Raw genomic sequence first — 18,341 nt, forward strand, 5'->3', positions numbered from 1 at the left:
CCATGGCCCCCATTCCTGGTAGTGGCCTCGCCAAGGGCCTGGCCGTCACCCTCCGCACGATGACGAAGAAGTCCGTCACCGCGCAGTACCCGGACGCCCAGCCCGACCTCCCGCCCCGCACCCGCGGTGTGATCGGCCTGTTCGAGGAGAACTGCACGGTCTGCATGCTGTGCGCCCGCGAGTGCCCGGACTGGTGCATCTACATCGACTCCCACAAGGAGACGGTCCCGGCGGCGACTCCCGGCGGCCGCGAACGCAGCCGCAATGTCCTCGACCGCTTCGCCATCGACTTCTCCCTGTGCATGTACTGCGGTATCTGCATCGAGGTCTGTCCTTTCGACGCCCTGTTCTGGTCTCCGGAGTTCGAGTACGCCGAGACCGACATCCACGACCTCACCCACGAGCGCGACAAGCTCCGCGAGTGGATGTGGACCGTCCCGGCCCCGCCGGCCCTCGACCCCGCCGCGGAGGAGCCGAAGGAAGTCGCCACCGCCCGCAAGGCCGCCGAGAAACTGGCGGCCGCCCAGGCAGAACAGCAGGAGGGAGAGTCGTGAGCCTTGCCGCCGAGAGCCACGGCTTCCTCTCCCCGACCGGCGTCGAGATCGCCTTCCTGCTCGTCGGCCTGGTCACCTTCGGCGCCGCGATCGTCACCGTCACCACCCGGCAACTGGTGCACGCCGCCCTGTGGCTGGTGGTGACCCTCGGCGGCCTGGCCGTCGAGTACCTCCTGCTCACCGCCGAGTTCATCGCCTGGGTGCAGGTCCTCATCTACGTCGGTTCCGTCGTCGTCCTCCTCCTGTTCGGACTGATGCTCACCAGGGCCCCGATCGGCCGCTCCCCGGACGCCGACTCCGGCAACCGCTGGGCGGCCCTCACCGTGGCCCTCGCCGCGGCCGCCGCCCTGGTCTGGGTCGTCGTCGACGCCTTCCGCACGACCTGGATCGACCTGAACGGCCCCGCCGCCGGTTCTACCGAGGCCACCGGCGCGAGCCTCTTCCAGAACTGGGTCCTCCCCTTCGAAGCCCTCTCCGTCCTCCTCCTCGCCGCCCTGGTCGGCGCGATCGTCCTGTCCCGCAAGGCGAAGACCGACGCGGCGACCGCGCCCGACAGCGCCCCAGCCGATGGCAACCCGGCCGGCCGCAGCGAAAAGGACCGCAGCGAAAGAGACCGGAGCGAAAAGGACCGGAGCGAAAAGGGCCGCAGCCAGAAGGAGGGCACCCGCTGATGCACCTCGCCTATCCCGCCGTCCTCTCCGCCCTCCTCTTCTGCACGGGCCTCTACGGTGTCCTCGCCCGCCGCAACGCGATCCTGGTGCTGATGTCCGTCGAGCTGATGCTCAACGCCGTCAACCTCAACCTGGTCGCCTTCGACGTCTGGCTCAGCAAGACCGCCGAGGAGACCCTGCACTCCGGCCAGGCCCTGACCCTGTTCACCATCGCCATCGCCGCCGCCGAGATCGGCATCGGCCTGGCGATCGTCCTCGCCGTCCACCGCAACCGCGGCACCGCGGACATCGACAAGCTCCGCGACACCGCCGAACGGCACGGCCCTGACGACCACGACCCCGACGGCCACGACAGCGACGCCCAGGACAGCGACGCCCACACGGCCGAGCTGCCCGGCGAGGCCCAGAAGGCTGAGGCCACCGCGTGACCACGACCACCCTCGCCGTCCTCGTCCCTCTCCTTCCGTTCCTCGGCGCCGCCGCCGGCCTACTCCTGGGCCGCACGGCACCCGGCTTCGTTCGCCCGCTCGCCGTCCTGCCGACCCTCGCCTCCCTGGCGATCGCCGCTCTGGTCGCCGCACGGCAGGGTGGTGACACGGCCGTCAACGCGGCCACGGAACTCACCCCGACCGGCTCGGTCCCGATCGAACTCGCCCTGCACATCGACGGCTTCGCCGCCCTCGTCGCCATCGTGGTCGGCCTCGTCGCCTCCTGCGTGCAGATCTACTCGACGGGCTATCTGCGCGAAGACCCGCGCTACCCCTCGTACGCCGCCCTCGTCTCCCTGTTCACCTCCGCGATGTTCCTGGTCGTCTACTCCGGCGACCTGATCGTGCTGCTGGTCGGCTGGGAAGTCATGGGCATCTGCTCCTACTTCCTGGTCGGCCACTACTGGGAGACCCCGGAGGCCCGCGCCGCCTCCCTCAAGGCCTTCCTGGTCACCAAACTCGGCGACGTCCCCTTCCTCATCGGCCTGTTCGCCCTCGCCACCGACGCCGGCTCCTTCCGCATCACGAAGGTCCTCGGCGCCGTCGCCAGCGGCTCACTCGACCACCCGACGCTGATCGCCCTGCTGCTCCTCGCGGGAGTGGCGGGCAAGTCGGCCCAGTTCCCGCTGCACACCTGGCTCCCCGACGCGATGGCGGGCCCGACCCCCGTCTCCGCGCTGATCCACGCCGCGACGATGGTCGCCGCCGGTGTCTACTTCATCGCCCGGCTCCTCCCGGTCTTCGAGGCCTCCCAGGCCGCGATGGTCGTCCTCGCCGTCATGGCCGCCGTCACGATGGCCGGCTCGGGGCTCGCAGCGCTCGCCCAGGACGACATCAAGCGCGTCCTCGCCTATTCGACGATCGGCCAGCTCGGCTACATGACCGGCGCCCTCGCCGTCGGCGACCGCGGAGCCGCCGTCTTCCACCTCCTGTCCCACGGCGCCTTCAAGGCGCTGCTGTTCCTCGCCGCCGGCGTGATCATCCACGCCGCCGGCACCAACTCGCTCGCCGCCATGTCCCGCATGCGGAACCTGCGCGACCGCGTCCCCGATGCCTTCTGGACGATGACCGTGGCGCTGCTCGCGCTCGCCGCGATCCCGCCCTTCAGCGGCTTCTTCTCCAAGGAGGCCGTCCTCGGTGTCGCCGAGCACGTCGTCACCGGACACACCGAGCACGCCCCCGCCGCCGCTGGCTGGATCATCCTCGTCGCCGGCCTGCTCACGGCCGTGCTCACCGCCGCCTACGCGATGCGCCTGTGGCTGCTCGCCTTCCGGGGCCGGGGCACCGAAGCCCCCGACCACGGCAAGGAGCCGCTGACGATGACCGTCGTGCTGTGGGTGCTGGCCGTCCCCTCCCTGGCCCTCGGCGGATTCGCGTTCCGCCTGCTGCCCGACTGGTTCGACGGCCGGGACCTCGGCCCGACCCTCACCACCTCCGTGCTCGGCACGGGCGTGGCCCTGGTCGGCGGCATCGTCACCTACGGCGCCTGGCGGCACACCACCGCGCTCGCGGCCCGTGTCCCGCTCGGCGCGGTCGCCGCCCACCCCGAGGGCGACGCCGCCCAGGTCGAAGCCGAGGCCATCGCCACCCACGAGCCGGCCTACGGCGACATCGCCTACGCGCCCGACCCCGCCGACCCGGGACGGCTCCTGCTCGGCCCCCTGCACCGGCACGCGGCCGCCGGCTTCCACCTGGACGCCGTGTACACGGCGCTCTTCGTCCGCCCGGTCCAGGCCGGAGCGAGCCTCGTCCGGTTCCTCGACCGCGAGGTCGTGGAGACCTATGTACGCGGTGCGGGTGCGCTGCCCCGCTGGCTCGGCGCCGCCGTACGACGCGCCCAGACCGGCAACGTCCAGACCTATGTGAGCGCGCTGCTCGCCGGCACCGTCGTCCTCGCGGTCGCCGCCGTCCTCGTCGCCACGGGAGCGTGAGCAGGCGTGATCGATATCAACGAGTCCGTGATGCAGGTCCTTCTGGCGTTCATCGTCGTCGGCCCGCTCCTCGGCGCCGCCGCGGCTCTCCTGCCGGCTCCCCCTGGGCTGAAGGGGAAGTCCCCCGAGCAGGCGGTGCTCCGGCACGGCGTCACCGTCACCGGCGCGGTCCTCATCGCGGCGATCGTCCTCGCGCTCGGCTTCGACCACGACCAGCCGTCGAAGATGCAGGCCAGCACGGACATCAGCTGGATCCCCGCACTCGACGTACGCATCCACCTCGGCATCGACGGCATCTCCCTCCCCCTTCTGGTCCTGACCGCGCTGCTGACCTTCCTCTGCGCGCTCTACTCGTACTTCAAGATGCCTGCGGGTCCGGCCCCGAAGGCCTTCGTCGCCCTGCTGCTCGTCCTCGAGTCCGGCACCCTCGCGACCTTCGCCGTCCTCGACCTGCTGCTGTTCTTCCTCGCCTTCGAGATGGTCCTCATCCCGATGTACTTCCTCATCGCCCGCTGGGGCGGTGAGGGCCGGAGCCAGGCCGCCTGGCGGTTCATCCTCTACACGCTGCTCGGCTCCGTGGTCATGCTGCTCGGCCTGCTCCTGATCGGGCTCGAGGCGGGCACGTTCGACATGATGGCACTCGCCACTGACAACGGCCGGTCGCTGACCACATCCGTGCAGGTCATCGCCGTTTTGTCGATCGGTATCGGGCTCGCGGTCAAGACGCCGATGTGGCCGCTGCACAGCTGGCTGCCCGACGCCCACACCGCCGCGCCGACCGTCGGCTCGGTCCTGCTGGCCGGCGTCCTGCTCAAGATGGGTACATACGGATTCGTCCGGATCCTGCTGCCCATCGCGCCCGACGGCTTCCGCACCTTCGCGCCCTACCTCGCGGCGCTCGCCGTCGTCGGCATCATCTACGGATCCCTGGCCTGCCTGGCCCTCGCCAAGCAGGGCGCGAAGGGCGATCTCAAGCGCCTCATCGCCTACTCGTCCGTCGGTCACATGGGCTTCGTCCTGCTCGGCATCGCCACCATGACTCCGACCGGTGTGAACGGTGCCCTCTTCGCCAACATCGCCCACGGCCTCATCACCGGCCTCCTCTTCTTCCTGGTCGGCGCGCTGAAGGACCGCACCGGCACCACCGACCTCGACACCCTCGCCGAGGAGACCGGAGCCGCGCTCTACGGCAAGGCCCCGCGCCTCGGCGGCCTGCTCGCCTTCGCCGCGGTCGCCTCGCTCGGCCTGCCCGGCCTGGCCGGCTTCTGGGGCGAGATGCTGGCCCTGTTCGGCGCGTTCCAGCCCGCCGCGGGCCTCAGCCGACCCGCCTTCCTCACCTTCATGGCGATCGGCGCGTTCGGCACCCTGCTGACGGCCGCGTACCTGCTGATCGTGGTCCGCCGCGTCTGCATGGGCGTCCTGCCCCAGGACGCTCCGAAGCTGACCGACGTGCGTTCGTACGAGTTCGCGGCCTGGACCCCGCTCGTCGCCCTCACCGTCGTCGCGGGCCTGTGGCCCAAGGCTCTCCTCGGCCTGAGCGACCCGGCCGTCCAGCAGCTCCTCGCAGGAGGCAACCGATGAGCTCCCCGGCCCAGCCCCTGGCCGCGTCGCTGGTCCAGTCCGTCGACTGGCTCGCGATCGCGCCGCCCACCCTCGCGGCGGTCGTCGGACTCGTCGTCCTGGTCGCCGACCTGTTCGTCGCCGAGCACCGGAAGGCGCTGCTCGGCTGGACGTCGGTGGCGGGCCTGGCCGCCGCCACACTCATGCTGCTGCCCCTCCTGGACGGCGACCGCAGCACCTTCTGCCTGACCGGCGACGCCACTGTCTGCAGCTACACGGCCGACCGCTTCACCCTGGTCATCCAGTTCCTGGTCCTCGGCGGGGCCCTCCTCACCGCCCTCCTGTCGGTCACCGCCCTGAAGGACGGACGCAAGGAGCTCCCCGAAGGGGAGTACTGGTTCTTGCTGCTGTCCTCCGCGGCCGGCGCCGCTCTCCTGCCGGCCTCCCGCGACCTCGCGACCCTGATCGTCGCCCTGGAGGTCGCCTCCCTGCCGGCCTTCGCGCTGGTCGGCCTGAAGTACGGCGACCGGAAGTCCTCCGAAGCCGCCCTGAAGTTCTTTCTGTCCTCGGTCACCGCGACAGCGGTCAGCCTCATGGGCATCAGCTTCCTGTACGCCTCCACGGGCACCCTGTACCTCACTCAGGTCGCCGACCGCATCCAGAACGTCGACGGACAGCTCCACACGCTCGCCCAGACCGGCGTCGTCCTCACCCTCGTCGGCTTCGCCTTCAAGACAGCCGCCGTGCCCTTCCACTTCTGGGTGCCCGACACCTACGTGGGGGCGCCCCTGCCCATCGCCGCCTACCTGTCGGTCATCGGCAAGGCGGTCGGCTTCAGCGGCCTGATCCTCGTCACGATCGTGGCCCTCCCGTCGTACGCCCATCTCTGGGGCCCGGCCCTGGCGGTCCTGGCCGCGCTCACCATGACCGTGGGCAACGTGGGAGCCCTGCGCCAGCAGGCCACGCGCGCGTACAGCGCGGTCCGCCTGCTGGCCTGGTCGTCCGTCGGCCAGGCCGGCTACCTGCTCGTACCGATCGCCGCCGCCGCGTACTCCGGGGACGCCGAGAAGTCGGTCGGCTCCACCGTCGCCTACGCCCTGATGTACGGCGCGGTGAACCTCGGCGCCTTCGCCGTGGCCGCGCTCGTCGGCCGGACGAGGCCCCGCAACCGCGTCGCCGACTACCGCGGCCTGTACGCGTCGAACCCCCTGTCCGCCCTGCTCCTCGCGTTCTTCCTGCTCTGCCTCGCCGGACTGCCGCCGGGCGTCATCGGCCTCTTCGCGAAGGTCACGGTCTTCGCGGCGGCCGTCGACGCCGGCCTCGGCTGGCTGGCCGTGATCATGGCCGTCAACGTCGTCATCGCGCTGTTCTACTACCTCCAGTGGACGACCCTGCTCTTCCGCGCCCCCGAGGGCGAGCCCCAGAAGCACCGCGTCCCCGCCCCTCTCACCGCCGCTATCGCTCTGACCGGTGTCCTCGGCATCCTCCTGTCCGGGGCACCGCAGCTCGTCCTGCGCTTCACCGACACAGCGCTCTTCTGAACGACAGCCGCTTTCGCCACGCGCGCGTGGGGCACCCGCCTCCCCACGCGCGCGTGCCGCTTCCCGGCTCCGTTCACCCGGACGGCCCATACCCGCCGCCGCACGCACAAGGGAACTAGTGCCCCCCGCCTGGCGTTGACCAGTACGGGAGGGTCCACTGGACGTGACCTCACGGCACCAGTGGCACCGCAGATCACCGAGCAAGGGTCCCCCTGCCGCACCACTTGGAGGGCGTACCGTGCACCGCCGGCACAACGGGCTCAGGACCGCAGTCCTCCTGGGAGGACTGTCCGCCCTCATCATCGTCATCGGCAGCTTTTTCGGCCGCATGGGGCTCGTCATCGCCGTACTGGTAGCGCTGGCCACCAACGCGTACGCCTACTGGAACAGCGACAAACTGGCGCTGCGCGCGATGCGGGCCCGCCCGGTGAGCGAGTTCGAGGCCCCGGGGCTCTACCGCATGGTCCGCGAGCTCTCCACCCAGGCCCGCCAGCCCATGCCGCGTCTGTACATCTCCCCGACGGAGGCGCCGAACGCCTTCGCCACGGGCCGCAACCCGCGCAACGCCGCCGTGTGCTGCACCGAAGGAATCCTGCGCCTCCTGGACGAGCGGGAGCTGCGCGGCGTCATCGGCCACGAGCTCAGCCACGTCTACAACCGCGACATCCTCATCTCGTCGGTCGCCGGTGCCCTCGCCTCCGTGATCATGTTCCTGGTCAACTTCGCCTGGCTGATTCCGATCGGGCGGTCGGACGACGATGACGGCCCCGGCCTGCTCGGCATGCTGCTGATCATGATCCTGGGCCCGCTCGCCGCCTCGCTCATCCAACTGGCCATCAGCCGCTCCCGGGAGTACCAGGCGGACGCCTCCGGCTCCCAGCTCACCGGCGACCCACTCGCCCTGGCCAGCGCCCTGCGCAAGCTCGAAATCGGCACGAAGCAGCTCCCGCTGCCCCCCGAGCCGCGCATCGAGACCGCCAGTCACATGATGATCGCGAACCCGTTCCGCCCCGGCCAGGGCCTCTCGAAGATGTTCTCCACGCACCCGCCTATGGCGGAACGCATCGCCCGGCTAGAGAAGATGGCAGGTGGGAACCAATGAGGACCATTCTCAATGTCATATGGCTCGTCCTGAGCGGCTTCTGGCTGTTCCTCGCCTACATGCTGGCGGGCCTGCTCCTCTGTATCACCATCATCGGGATCCCGTTCGGCGTCGCGGCCTTCCGTATCGGCGTCTACGCCCTGTGGCCCTTCGGGTACACGACGGTCGAGCGCCATGACGCGGGCGCGCCGTCCTGCGTGGGCAACGCGCTCTGGCTGGTGCTCGCGGGCTGGTGGCTGACCCTCGGCCACATCGCCACCGGCATCGCCCTGTGCGTCACGATCATCGGCATCCCGCTCGGCATCGCCAACTTCAAGCTCATCCCGGTCTCGCTGCTCCCGCTCGGCCGCGACATCGTCCGGACCGACGAGCCGTTCACGGCACGCTGATCGCGGGGCCACGCGGGCCGGTTTCCACAGGCCGGGGGTTGTCCACAGGCCCGCCCGGCTGTCAGCGGCGGTATGCATGATGAACCCATGACCGGGATCGAGCAGTTGCCAGGCAGCGAGCCTGACCAGCACCAGTGGCGGAGTGTCTGCGCCGACCGCCCCGCGGTCCTACGCCCTCCCCGCCCCGGCCCCCGCCCACCGCCGCACTCCGTACACAACCGCGCCCACCACCAGCACACCCGCTCCCACGACCACCGATACCGCCGGCAGCGAGAACGCCAGCATCACGCACCCGGCCAGCCCGACTCCCGCCACCACCCGAGCCGTGAACGTCGCTGAATCCGAAGTCGATTCCGACATCGATTCCGAAGCCGATGCCGAATCCAGCGTCCAGGCCGACGCGTTGGCCACGGCGTAATACGCCAGCACACCGAAGGAGGAGAACCCGATCGCGCCCCGGACGTCCACCGTGGCGGCCAGGACCGCGACCACCCCACCCACCGCCAGCTCCGCCCGGTGCGGCACCTGGAACCGCGGATGCACGGCCGCCAGCGCCCCCGGCAGATGCCGGTCCCGGGCCATGGCCAGCGTCGTCCGCGAGACCCCGAGGATCAAAGCCAGCAGTGAGCCCAGCGCGGCCACGGCCGCACCGACCCGCACCACCGGCACGAGCCAGGGCGCCCCAGCCGCCCGCACCGCGTCGGCCAATGGCGCCGCCGCGTCCACGAGACCGTCCGACCCGAGCACCGAAAGGACAGCCACCGCCACGCACGCGTAGACCACGAGTGTGATGCCCAACGCCAGCGGAATCGCGCGCGGAATGGTGCGCGCCGGGTCGAGTACCTCCTCACCGAGGGTCGCGATACGGGCGTAGCCGGCGAACGCGAAGAACAGCAGGCCTGCCGCCTGAAGCACTCCGCCCGCGCCGCCCGAGGCCCCGACGTCCAGCCGCCCGGCGTCCGCCGCACCGGACACCATGCACCCGACCACGACGGAAGCGAGGACGGCCAGGACCACCGCCACGATCACCCGAGTCAGCCACGCGGACTTCTGGATCCCGCCGTAGTTCACCGCGGTCAGCGCCACCACGGCCGCGACCGCCACCGCATGCGCCTGCCCCGGCCAGACGTACGTGCCAACGGTGAGCGCCATCGCCGCACAGGAGGCCGTCTTCCCGACCACGAACGCCCAGCCCGCGAGATACCCCCAGAACTCCCCGAGCCGCTCACGCCCGTAGACGTACGTGCCGCCCGAGGCGGGATACCGGGCGGCGAGGCGAGCCGACGACGTGGCGTTGCAATAGGCGACCACGGCGGCGACGGCGAGCCCGAGGAGCAGCCCGGACCCGGCCGCGTGCGCCGCCGGCGCGAGGGCGGCGAAGATCCCGGCTCCGATCATCGAGCCGAGTCCGATGACGACGGCGTCTCTCACGCCGAGGGTACGGCGCAGTCCGGAATCGGAGGCTGGCATGCTCCGCACCCTACGGATCAGTGCAACCGGCAGGTGCCGTCAGGGCGTCCACCCCACCAAGACGGCGTGAAAGCGCGCGGCAAGGACGACGCGCGCGATACACCCGACGTACGACGCACGGGCACGGCCTGCCGGGAGCAAGATCACATGGCCGGGACAGTGCGGGCACAGCGTGAAAGGGCAGGTTCACGGCATGACCATTATCAGCTGGATCATCCTGGGACTGTTGGCCGGAGCCATCGCGAAGTTCCTGCTGCCGGGGCGCGACCCGGGCGGCCTCATCGGCACGACCTTGATCGGCATCGTGGGCGCGTTCATCGGCGGCTGGATATCGGCCCGCTGGATGGACCACCCGATCACCAAGGACTTCTACGACGGCACGACCTGGGCCGCGGCGATCGGCGGATCGCTCGTCCTCCTGGTCGCCTACCGCCTCCTGTTCGGCAACTCGCGCAACTGAACGCGCCCACCGACCGCAGCCGGCAAGCGAGAAGGGTGGACACCGGCAGGTGCCCACCCTTCCTCGTACCTGTGCAAACCGTGAGCCCCGAGGACCCGACCGGATCTACCGGTAGTTCACGAACTGCAGGGCGAAGTCGTAGTCCTTGTCCTTGAGCAGGGCGATGACGGCCTGCAGATCGTCACGGTTCTTGGAGCTGACCCGCAGCTCCTCGCCCTGCACCTGCGCCTTCACACCCTTCGGGCCCTCGTCGCGGATGGTCTTCGCCACCTTCTTCGCGTTGTCCTGGGAGATGCCCTCCTTGATCGAAGCGAAGATCTTGTACTCCTTGCCGGAGAGCTGGGGCTCGCCCGCGTCCAGAGCCTTCAGCGAGATACCGCGCTTGATCAGCTTGGACTGGAAGACGTCGAGGATCGCCTTCACCCGGTCCTCGGAGTTCGCCTCCATGAGGATCTGCTCACCGGACCACGAGATCGAGGCGCCCACGCCCTTGAAGTCGTAGCGCTGCGAGATCTCCTTGGCGGCCTGGTTGAGTGCGTTGTCGACCTCCTGCCGCTCGACCTTCGAGACGATGTCGAAACTGGAGTCGGCCATGTCCTGTGGCTCCTTGTATCGGGGTGCGTATCGTGCGTACCGGCGTACGTGGGCGGCCGCCGGTCCCGTTCAGGTCCCGGGCCGCATCCGGACAAGCCTAGCCACCCCCCGCCCTCCGGGCGCCGATCAATCGGGTGGCGAAGCACCCCTCCACATCAGGTATTGTTTACGTCGTTGCCACGGAGCGCCGCCGAAAAGCGGTTCGAAGGGCAGCAACCCCCGGCGGTGTGCCCGAGCGGCCAAAGGGAGCAGACTGTAAATCTGCCGGCTCAGCCTTCCCAGGTTCGAATCCTGGCGCCGCCACACTGGGGAAGACCCCCTCTGATCAGGTTATTCACCTGGTCGGAGGGGGTTTTTCGTTGGCCCTCCCTGTTCGATTCGTCGTGGACGGGGGCGTGGACGTGTCTCACCTCGTGCCGCCCGTATCCCACTGTTGATCAGTGCGTGTCCCCCAGGTGTCCCCCGGGGGAGAGCATGATCACTCCGGCTCGTTCCACTCTCGCAGGGCTGCATCGATCCGGGAGTTCGCACGCTCCCGCGTCTGGTCAAGCACCTTGGCGTACACCTTGTGCAGCACCGCGATGCTGTGGCCAGCGCGGCGGGCGCACTCCATCGCGTCTACCCCGGAGCTGAGCCAGAACGAGACGCCGGCGTGTCGCAGGTCGTAGGGGCGGCGGGCCAGCAGCGAGGCCGTTTCCGTCTCGCTCAGCACGTCCTTCCGGGCCTTGGCCCACACCTCCCCATAGCCGGTCTCCTGCAGCAGGCCATCGCGGTTCGTCCGAAAGAGCCGACCATCGGGCGCCGTGCCGTGGGTGGCGATGTGCTGCCGCAGCAGGCGAACGAAGTGCGGCGGGATCGGCACCGGGCGGGAGTCCTTCTTGGCGCGGGCCTTGAGGTGACGCATCTCATGCGCCGACCCGTCGTCGGTCCAGCTCCGTCCCGCCCGGACAACCCCTTGCCGCAGGGTGAGCATCCCCCATCCTGTTTCCGGGAGGTGACACTGGCTCACTTGCAGTCCGGCGGCCTCGGCGGGGCGCATGGCCGCGTAGTACAGGCACCCGAAGAACGCTTCCAGGTGCAGCCCACGCGGGCCCTGCTCACGCACCCCGGCCAGCAACGCTCGGACCTGGCGGGGGTTGGCGACGCTCTCAGGGTCCACCGCTTCGACCGACTTCGGGGCGGTCCACTTCACGGCCGTGATCGGGTTCACCGGCATGGTGAAGTACTGCTCTTCCACGGCGAGTCCGAGGACGTCACTCAAGCAGGCACGCTTGCGCTTCGCGGTGCGTGGCGATGCCTCCTTCCCGTCCAGCCGTAGGGACAGCGCGTCCAGGGCCAAACGCACGGTCGCCGGGTCCTCCAGCGCGGAGACCGGCATGGAGTGCTTGGAGATCCAGGCGAGGGCGCGCGCCACATCGTCCGGCGGAGTCTCGTTCCAGCGGTTCCGGTTGTATGCCCACCCGTACAGCGCGCGTCGCATAAGCGCGGTGTCGGGCATCCCAGTCTTCGTCTTCACGAGCGCGGGCGTGATTGTCGCCAGCGCATCGGCGTAGTTCTTCCGCGATTTCGCCGGGGCGAGCGCCCACTTGCGGTCGACGTACGCGCGGCTGTGCTCGTACCAGGTGATGGAGCCCTGCTTGGCGCGCAACTCGGATACGGGCAGGCCCGTTTCCTCGTCGAACTGGTCGCCACGCCGCACAGCGGACATGAGTTCCGAGCGGCGCCCCTCGGCCTGGACTTTGAGTGTGTAGCTCTTGGAGTGCTTTCGTTCCCCGACCAGCCAGCGCAGGCGGTAGGGCTTCGGGCGATCCTTGCGGACCTCGATGGAGTAGAGGCGAACGTCGTAGGTCAGTGCCATATGAACTCCAGAGGGGCCCGCCGGGAGCGGGCCCCTCGTGTCTCGCGTGCGGGAGGCGGTCAGGCGGCAGCGTCTTCGATGGACGACCACCACGCATCGAGGTCATCCCGGCGACAACGGAGCTGTCCGTTGGGGAGCTTGATGAGCTTCGGAGCCTGTCCGCGGGCGCGCATGCGGTAGAAGGCGGCGCGGCTCATCTCGATCTCTTCGAGGACTTCCGGGAGCTTGAGCATCTTGGGGCGGGCCAAGGCGGTGACTCCTTCTCGGGGTGAGGCGTCCAGGGGCCTTCTCAAAAGTCCGCTACCTGCGCTACCTCCGCTTCCTTACAGGTCAGAGCCCTGTCGGGGGTAGCGGGAAGGGGTAGCGGTAGCGGATGGCGTAGCGAGGGGTAGCGGGTCGCGGTGGCGCGACCCGCTACCGGGTTTTTGCTGGTCAGTCCGTGTTTTCGGTGCCGGGTAGCGGGAGTAGCGGACTTTCCGGGGGAGGGGGGCAGTAGCGCTGCCACGCGTCGTGGAGATCGGTGGCGTAGTAGCCCTTGAGGACGCTTCCGCCGGTCTTGATGTTGCGGGAGGCGACGGGGTCGCCGGCGGCTGTGACGTACTCGGAGAGCATCCGGGAGAGGCGGCGGGAGTCGAGCGGCTTGCCGTTGAAGTCGGCCCAGGGGGCGTCGTCGAGGGCGTTGAGCCGGTCGAGGATGGCGACGGTGGGAAGGCGATCGATGCCGATCATGACGTGGTCGCGCAGGTCGGTGAGCAGGCGGATGCCGATGCTGCCTTTGTCGTTGGCCTGGGATGCCTTGACCAGGGTCAGGCAGGCTTCCCGTGCGCGGCGGGGCCAGTCGCCGCCGGCCGCGTCCGCGATGGCGATCAGGGGTTCCCACACGTCCGCCGGCCGGTCGGCGACCCCGTCGGGCATCTCCGGGAACACGTCCGTGACCTGCTTCTGCACCGTCTCGGCCCACTTGGCGAGCCGGTCACGGAGCTGGTTGCCCTCCCGGACGTGGATGCGGGTGCGGAACTGCTCCACCTTCTCGTTGCGGGCCCGACGACGCATGCGGATGACGACTGAGCGGGTCATGATCGTGTCAGGAAGGTTGCCGAGGCCCGCGACAGCGACGACGCAGTACGCAGGGAAGCCCTGTACCTGTTGGTTGGCGCCGTCTCCGACGCACCGGTACATCTCCCTTCCACGGGTGTGGCCTGCGTTGATGAACCCTCGGAGCTGTTCGTTCTCCCCGGCCTTGGGCCCGAAGATGGTGTCGATTTCGTCGAAGAGGATCGTTGGCCGGCCGCCGTCCACGCCGGACACCGACCGGAACAGGGCGGCGGCAGAGGCGTCCACGGCCGCCATGGCCCGCGGTACGAGGGTCTCGACGACTTCCAGTGCCCGCGACTTCCCCGACCCCGGTTCGGGGGAGAGGAAGGCGAGGCGGGGGGTGGAGTCGAATGCGTCGAGCAGGTGGGCGTGGGCGTCCCACAGCGTGACCGCGACGTACGCGGCCTCGGTGGGGAAGACGTTGAAGCGGCGGTGGAAGGCTTCCACCTCATCGAGCAGGGCCGCGCCGTCGATGGACGGTGCGGTCGCGGGCGCGGTCATGCGGCGGCCCTTTCTTCCTGGTGAGTGCGGAGCGGGCAGGTGTCGCGGTGCCCTTCGTGGGCCTTGATCAGGGCGTGCACCTTGCGGTGGCCGATGGCGCTGCGGTCCCAGCCGCACGCGCACTGCGAGGTAGCGGTCGGGGTGGCTCCGCGCGGCGCACGGATGTGCAGCCACGCCACGGGGCACCGGCCGTCCGCACGGCGCGGGTCAGGACCACAAGCAGTTGGGACGCCCTTGCGGGCGGCGCCTTTGGGCTCGCCCATGGCCGTCCGGGCCACAGGCTGTGGGGCGGCGTGCGGGCCGGTGGTGGGGTCGGTGGGGCAGTCCAGGTGGGGGGAGTTGGGGGCGGTCATGAGGCTGCCTGCCGTGGTGTGGCGTGGGCGATGACCCAGTCCATGGCGCTGCGGATGGTGGTGCGGCACTCGGTCGGCGGCAGGCCGGTAGCCTCCCCCGCCGCCTGGATTGCCTGCTCTGCCACGTGGCGGGGGAGGTGGCCCCATGCGACGAACCGTGCAACCTTGCAGGCGCTCTTGTGCAGGGTGTTGTTGCGGCCGTTGGGCCCGCCCTCGACCGCACCGGCGATGACCGCGCATTCGCGTTCCAGCGCCACCTGGGCGGCGCGGGTGCCGTCCCGCACGGGCGCCAGTTCCACGGTCGCGGGCTTGCCCTGCTCGGTGAGCAACGCGGCCAGCCACCCGGGGAGGGGAGCCACGGGCGCATCGTCGGTCACCTCGTAGGCGCCGTCGGGGGTGGTGCTGCCGGGGGCGACGACGTAGCCGCCCCAGGCTCGGGTGTCGATGTGCGGCCCGAGGCGGTTGGCGCTGTTCTTCAGCCGCACCCCGGCGGGGGCGGTGAAGTACAGATGCTCCCCGCCGCGCGCGGTCCGCACCCGGTGGGTGGTGGGGAGGGCCTGTCCGGTGCGCTCGCAGAGCGCCTTGAGGGAAGTTGCGCCGTCAGGCGCTCCTTTCGGCTCTTCGGGCTTGCACACGTCCAGGTCGACCACGAGGAGCCCGGCCGGGCCGGTCGCGATCCCCACGTTGTACGGGCGCGTCGCCCACGTGGCGTGGATCAACTCGGGGTTGGTGGTGGCGCGCTGCTCGGGCTTGCGGTGCCCCCTCGCGCAGCGCCCGGTGCCGGGGCAGGCCCGCTCGGGGTGCCCGGCCGGCCGCTTGGCGTAGGGGTGCAGCGGGATGACAGGCCAGCCGCGATGTGCCGCCGTGAGGGCGGAGGCGAGCAGGGGCAGGCAGGCCAGATCGGCGGTCAGGGTGCTCACGCGGTCACCCCCAACGGTAAGGGCCGGTGGACGGGCACTCGTCGGATGTCGGTGGGTTCGGTCATGCTGGTTGTCTCCAGTTCCTTGAAGGGTTCTGGCTGACAAGGGCGGCCCCGGTTCTTTGGCGAGATGCGGGGGCCGCCCTTGGCGTAGCTAGCTGTGGAACTTGTTCCGTTTGATGACGGCCTTGCGGATGTTGACCGTGGTCCCGCCCTGGTGGCCGCTCGCGCTGAACACCTGCACGGCGATCCAGCCGCCGAAGATGACGGCGGCCAGCGTGATGAGCTGGGTCACGAACGCGGTCAGAGCCGTGATGAACGAGGTGAGCAGCAGCAGGCCGCCGCAGACGGCGAGGAACCCGATGCCGCCGAGGGCGACGTTCACGGCCGTGTGGGAGACCGGCGGCTTGGTCGCGGCCGGTTCGGGCTGGACGGGGTTGATGGCGTAGCCGGTGACGACGCGGCCGTCGGGCAGGACGATGCTCGCGACGGCCGGGACGGTGTGCGGCTGCACGGGGACGATCGGTGCGGCCGGCAGGTGCATCGGGATCGGTTGGGGGTGGTGGACTTCGACGGCCGTGGGCTGTTCGGGGTGGGCCACGGTGGTTCCCTCCGGGATGGGGGCGGGCCCGCGTCACAGCGGTGGCGCGGGCCCGTTCGGGTGGGTGTGACGGGTGGGTGTGACGCGGGTGTGACGGGCCGCTGTGACGGCGCGTCACACCCGCGTTTGCCTAGGGGTTTGGGTGTGACGGGCCCGTCACATGTGACGGGTGTCAGGCGGCCATGAGGGTGGGGACGATGCGCCACCGGCCGGTGGTGTTCGTCGCCTCCAGGCGCCCCTCCTCGGCGGCTTCCTTCAGTCGCTTGGACACCCATGAGCGGCCCAGATTGTGCTTGTCGCACCAGTCGGTGAAGTCCTTGGGGCCGACGACCATGCGCCCGTCCCGCTCGAACTCCTCCAGCGCCTCGTCGAGCAGGCGGCGGGCCTCCTCCGGCTCCGGCTTGCGGCCGGTCTCCTGGTCGAAGATCGGGGCGTCGTCGCCCTGCTCGGGCTCGGGGAGCTCGGCTTCAGGGTCGATGTCCGCGTCCTCGGGGTCGACCAGCGGCCCGTACCCGGTTTCGTCCATGTCGTCCTCACCCATGGCGGCGTGCGCGGTGGGATTGCCGCCGGGGACGCTGCGGCCGGTGTAGGCGTTGCCGGCGACGCTGGAGGCGGCGCCGGCGGTGACAGGGTCGGCCTCGGCGCCGTTGCGCTGCGCCCAGTCGGCGAGGACCTCCATACGGGAGACCGCATCGCGACCGAACCCCCAGGTGCGCCCCGGTGAGGCGTACCGGGTCTCGTCGATGCCGGGTGTGACGAGGTAGCAGTACCCGGGGCGGCGGTTGCCCCAGGCGCCGGGGTGGGCGCCCGCGTCCAGCACCGTGTCGGGCAGGGAGAACGACTCGTCACGCGGGTCGCAGCCGAGCGCGATCACAGACGGCAGAGATGCCCGGGTGCTGGTGGACATCTGGTCATACGACGGCCGCTGAAGCGACACGATCAGGGACACGCCGGCGGACCGTGCCTCCTGCGCGATACCGGTGAACGCGTCGTCCCCCAGGTTGCGCAGCGTGCTCGCGGCCTCTTCCATCCACGCCACCAGGTACGGCGTGCCCGCGCAGCCGCAAGCGCGGCCGTCCGTACGGCACGAGTGCGCGGCGTCGTTCTGCACCTCGGCAGCCGCGGGGACCCACTGCCGGTAGTTGTGCTGTCCCAACCAGCGCGTGCGCGCCGGGATGACGGCCTGGATCGCTTCCACCATGACCTCGGTGGGGGTGCCGCCCTCGGCGGCCCAGTCGATGCCGGGCAGCAGCGGCCGGAAGTCCTGGAACATCTTCGGATCCGACAGCCACAGCAGTACATCCCGCCTAGACAGGATCTCCGTCTGCAGGTTCAGGGCGGTCTCGCCCTTGCCCGATCCGGTGCCGCCGGCGACGAGCACGTGGGTGCCGTTGCGGCCCTGGTCGGGGTCGCCGGGCAGCCACAGGTACATCGGGGAGCCGTCGTCGTAGCGGCCGATCACCAGCGGCTCGGCGATCGAACCGCCCAGGTTCGACGGGCCCTCCCAGTACGCGGCCTCGGCCAGCATGTCCTCAGGCACGATGACCAGCTCGCCGCGCCGGTTCGAGTCGCCATCGGGCTGGTAGCGCACGGCGGAGGTGGGCAGGTCCAGGGCGGATGCGATCCGGGCCAGGGCCTTGGACACGTCGTCGTTGGTCTGCTCACCGGCCTCCACCGCGAGCGGGGCGGTGACCCGGTTGGGCTCCACCTTGGCGTTGCCGATCTGCGCCCGGGCCAGCCCGACCTTCTCCAGCAGGCCCTTGTCACCGCTCTCGCCGCCGGGGGCGTCGTTGCGGCGCAGGACCATGCGGATGTTCCACGACAGCGCCAGCGCCGGTGCGCCCATCAGATACAGGTCGGGCAACGGGCCCGAAGTAGGCCCGGCCAGGCACGCGGCCGTGGTCCACGCGGACGCGGACGCCACGGTGATAGCCGAGTGGAGGCGCCGCTGCTGGGTGGTGGACTTGCCCATCCACCATGTGGCTCCGGTGAGCGCGACGGAGGCGAGGGTCAGGCCGACCCCGGCCGCCGCGCTTTCCTCCCACTTCAGGCTGCCCAGGCCGCCGGCGATGCCGATGCTGGCGGCGGCCAGCCACGGCGGCAGGTGCGGCATCGCCCGAGACAGGAGGTAGCCACCCACCCCGCCGCCGGCGGACTGGCCGGGGAGGAGACCGGGCCCGGTGTAGTCGGCGGCCAGGCCGTTGTCGAGGAAGTCGGAGTGCCGCACGCGGCGGCCGTTGCTGTTCCTTGCCAT

The 18,341-nt window shown here is 70.3% G+C and carries 18 protein-coding genes and 1 tRNA gene; 10 read left to right on the top strand and 9 right to left on the bottom strand.

The genetic code is table 11. The annotated features are described in order from the left end of the window. Positions 1–2 precede the first annotated feature (2 nt). From ACQEV8_RS26240 to ACQEV8_RS26275, 8 genes are all read left to right on the top strand, one after another. Complete coding sequence (locus tag ACQEV8_RS26240; RefSeq protein ID WP_432964724.1) at positions 3–554, top strand: NuoI/complex I 23 kDa subunit family protein; 552 nt, start codon at positions 3–5, stop codon at positions 552–554. Further along, entirely contained in the window at positions 551–1,225 is a 675-nt protein-coding gene (locus tag ACQEV8_RS26245) for an NADH-quinone oxidoreductase subunit J family protein (protein WP_432964727.1), read from the top strand. The genes ACQEV8_RS26240 and ACQEV8_RS26245 overlap by 4 nt, the downstream gene beginning before the upstream one ends. Then, positions 1,225–1,653 (top strand): NADH-quinone oxidoreductase subunit NuoK, encoded by a 429-nt coding sequence (gene nuoK / locus ACQEV8_RS26250; RefSeq protein ID WP_432964730.1) that lies wholly within the window; start codon positions 1,225–1,227, stop codon positions 1,651–1,653. The genes ACQEV8_RS26245 and nuoK overlap by 1 nt, the downstream gene beginning before the upstream one ends. Next, complete coding sequence (locus ACQEV8_RS26255; RefSeq protein ID WP_432964733.1) at positions 1,650–3,644, top strand: NADH-quinone oxidoreductase subunit 5 family protein; 1,995 nt, start codon at positions 1,650–1,652, stop codon at positions 3,642–3,644. Before nuoK ends, ACQEV8_RS26255 begins: the two co-directional genes overlap by 4 nt. Before the next feature lie 6 nt (positions 3,645–3,650). Continuing rightward, positions 3,651–5,225 (top strand): complex I subunit 4 family protein, encoded by a 1,575-nt coding sequence (locus ACQEV8_RS26260; RefSeq protein ID WP_432964736.1) that lies wholly within the window; start codon positions 3,651–3,653, stop codon positions 5,223–5,225. Next, positions 5,222–6,745: an NADH-quinone oxidoreductase subunit N gene (locus ACQEV8_RS26265; protein WP_432964739.1), complete on the top strand. Its 1,524-nt coding sequence runs from the start codon at positions 5,222–5,224 to the stop codon at positions 6,743–6,745. The genes ACQEV8_RS26260 and ACQEV8_RS26265 overlap by 4 nt, the downstream gene beginning before the upstream one ends. Before the next feature lie 238 nt (positions 6,746–6,983). Further along, the gene (htpX, locus tag ACQEV8_RS26270; protein ID WP_432964742.1) at positions 6,984–7,847 is read left to right on the top strand and encodes a zinc metalloprotease HtpX; all 864 of its coding nucleotides are present in this window, start codon (positions 6,984–6,986) and stop codon (positions 7,845–7,847) included. Further along, the gene (locus ACQEV8_RS26275) at positions 7,844–8,236 is read left to right on the top strand and encodes a YccF domain-containing protein (RefSeq protein WP_432964749.1); all 393 of its coding nucleotides are present in this window, start codon (positions 7,844–7,846) and stop codon (positions 8,234–8,236) included. Before htpX ends, ACQEV8_RS26275 begins: the two co-directional genes overlap by 4 nt. A gap of 168 nt (positions 8,237–8,404) precedes the next feature. On the opposite strand, the gene ACQEV8_RS26280 is transcribed toward ACQEV8_RS26275, so the two are convergent. Next, on the bottom strand, positions 8,405–9,706 hold the full coding sequence (locus tag ACQEV8_RS26280; protein ID WP_432964752.1) for an APC family permease: 1,302 nt from the start codon (positions 9,704–9,706) through the stop codon (positions 8,405–8,407). 193 nt (positions 9,707–9,899) lie between these two features. Here ACQEV8_RS26280 and ACQEV8_RS26285 point away from each other — a divergent pair, with 193 nt between their 5' ends. After that, a complete protein-coding gene (locus ACQEV8_RS26285) occupies positions 9,900–10,166 on the top strand; it encodes a GlsB/YeaQ/YmgE family stress response membrane protein (protein WP_432964755.1) in 267 nt (88 codons plus the stop codon). A 105-nt stretch (positions 10,167–10,271) separates the two neighbouring features. Here the strand turns inward: ACQEV8_RS26285 and ACQEV8_RS26290 are convergent, their stop codons facing one another. Then, on the bottom strand, positions 10,272–10,760 hold the full coding sequence (locus ACQEV8_RS26290) for a YajQ family cyclic di-GMP-binding protein (protein WP_432964758.1): 489 nt from the start codon (positions 10,758–10,760) through the stop codon (positions 10,272–10,274). 221 nt (positions 10,761–10,981) lie between these two features. Between ACQEV8_RS26290 and ACQEV8_RS26295 the strand changes: the two genes are divergently transcribed. Then, a tRNA-Tyr gene (locus ACQEV8_RS26295) sits at positions 10,982–11,063 on the top strand. A gap of 175 nt (positions 11,064–11,238) precedes the next feature. Here the strand turns inward: ACQEV8_RS26295 and ACQEV8_RS26300 are convergent. From ACQEV8_RS26300 to traB, 7 genes are all read right to left on the bottom strand, one after another. Beyond that, complete coding sequence (locus tag ACQEV8_RS26300; protein WP_432964761.1) at positions 11,239–12,618, bottom strand: tyrosine-type recombinase/integrase; 1,380 nt, start codon at positions 12,616–12,618, stop codon at positions 11,239–11,241. A gap of 59 nt (positions 12,619–12,677) precedes the next feature. Then, on the bottom strand, positions 12,678–12,866 hold the full coding sequence (locus ACQEV8_RS26305; RefSeq protein ID WP_432964764.1) for a helix-turn-helix transcriptional regulator: 189 nt from the start codon (positions 12,864–12,866) through the stop codon (positions 12,678–12,680). 184 nt (positions 12,867–13,050) lie between these two features. Beyond that, complete coding sequence (locus tag ACQEV8_RS26310) at positions 13,051–14,214, bottom strand: DUF3631 domain-containing protein (RefSeq protein ID WP_432964767.1); 1,164 nt, start codon at positions 14,212–14,214, stop codon at positions 13,051–13,053. After that, positions 14,211–14,567, bottom strand: a complete 357-nt coding sequence (locus ACQEV8_RS26315) for a hypothetical protein (RefSeq protein ID WP_432964770.1) — start codon at positions 14,565–14,567, stop codon at positions 14,211–14,213. Before ACQEV8_RS26315 ends, ACQEV8_RS26310 begins: the two co-directional genes overlap by 4 nt. Next, positions 14,564–15,487, bottom strand: a complete 924-nt coding sequence (locus tag ACQEV8_RS26320) for a bifunctional DNA primase/polymerase (RefSeq protein WP_432964773.1) — start codon at positions 15,485–15,487, stop codon at positions 14,564–14,566. Before ACQEV8_RS26320 ends, ACQEV8_RS26315 begins: the two co-directional genes overlap by 4 nt. Positions 15,488–15,640: 153 nt before the next feature. After that, positions 15,641–16,030 carry a hypothetical protein gene (locus ACQEV8_RS26325; RefSeq protein ID WP_432973001.1) on the bottom strand — a complete coding sequence of 130 codons (390 nt, stop codon included), beginning with the start codon at positions 16,028–16,030 and terminating at the stop codon, positions 15,641–15,643. A 229-nt stretch (positions 16,031–16,259) separates the two neighbouring features. Then, the gene (gene traB / locus ACQEV8_RS26330) at positions 16,260–18,341 is read right to left on the bottom strand and encodes a plasmid transfer protein TraB (RefSeq protein ID WP_432964776.1); all 2,082 of its coding nucleotides are present in this window, start codon (positions 18,339–18,341) and stop codon (positions 16,260–16,262) included.

It is taken from the genome of Streptomyces sp. CA-179760 (genome assembly GCF_050937045.1).
In the GTDB taxonomy this organism is placed as follows: domain Bacteria; phylum Actinomycetota; class Actinomycetes; order Streptomycetales; family Streptomycetaceae; genus Streptomyces.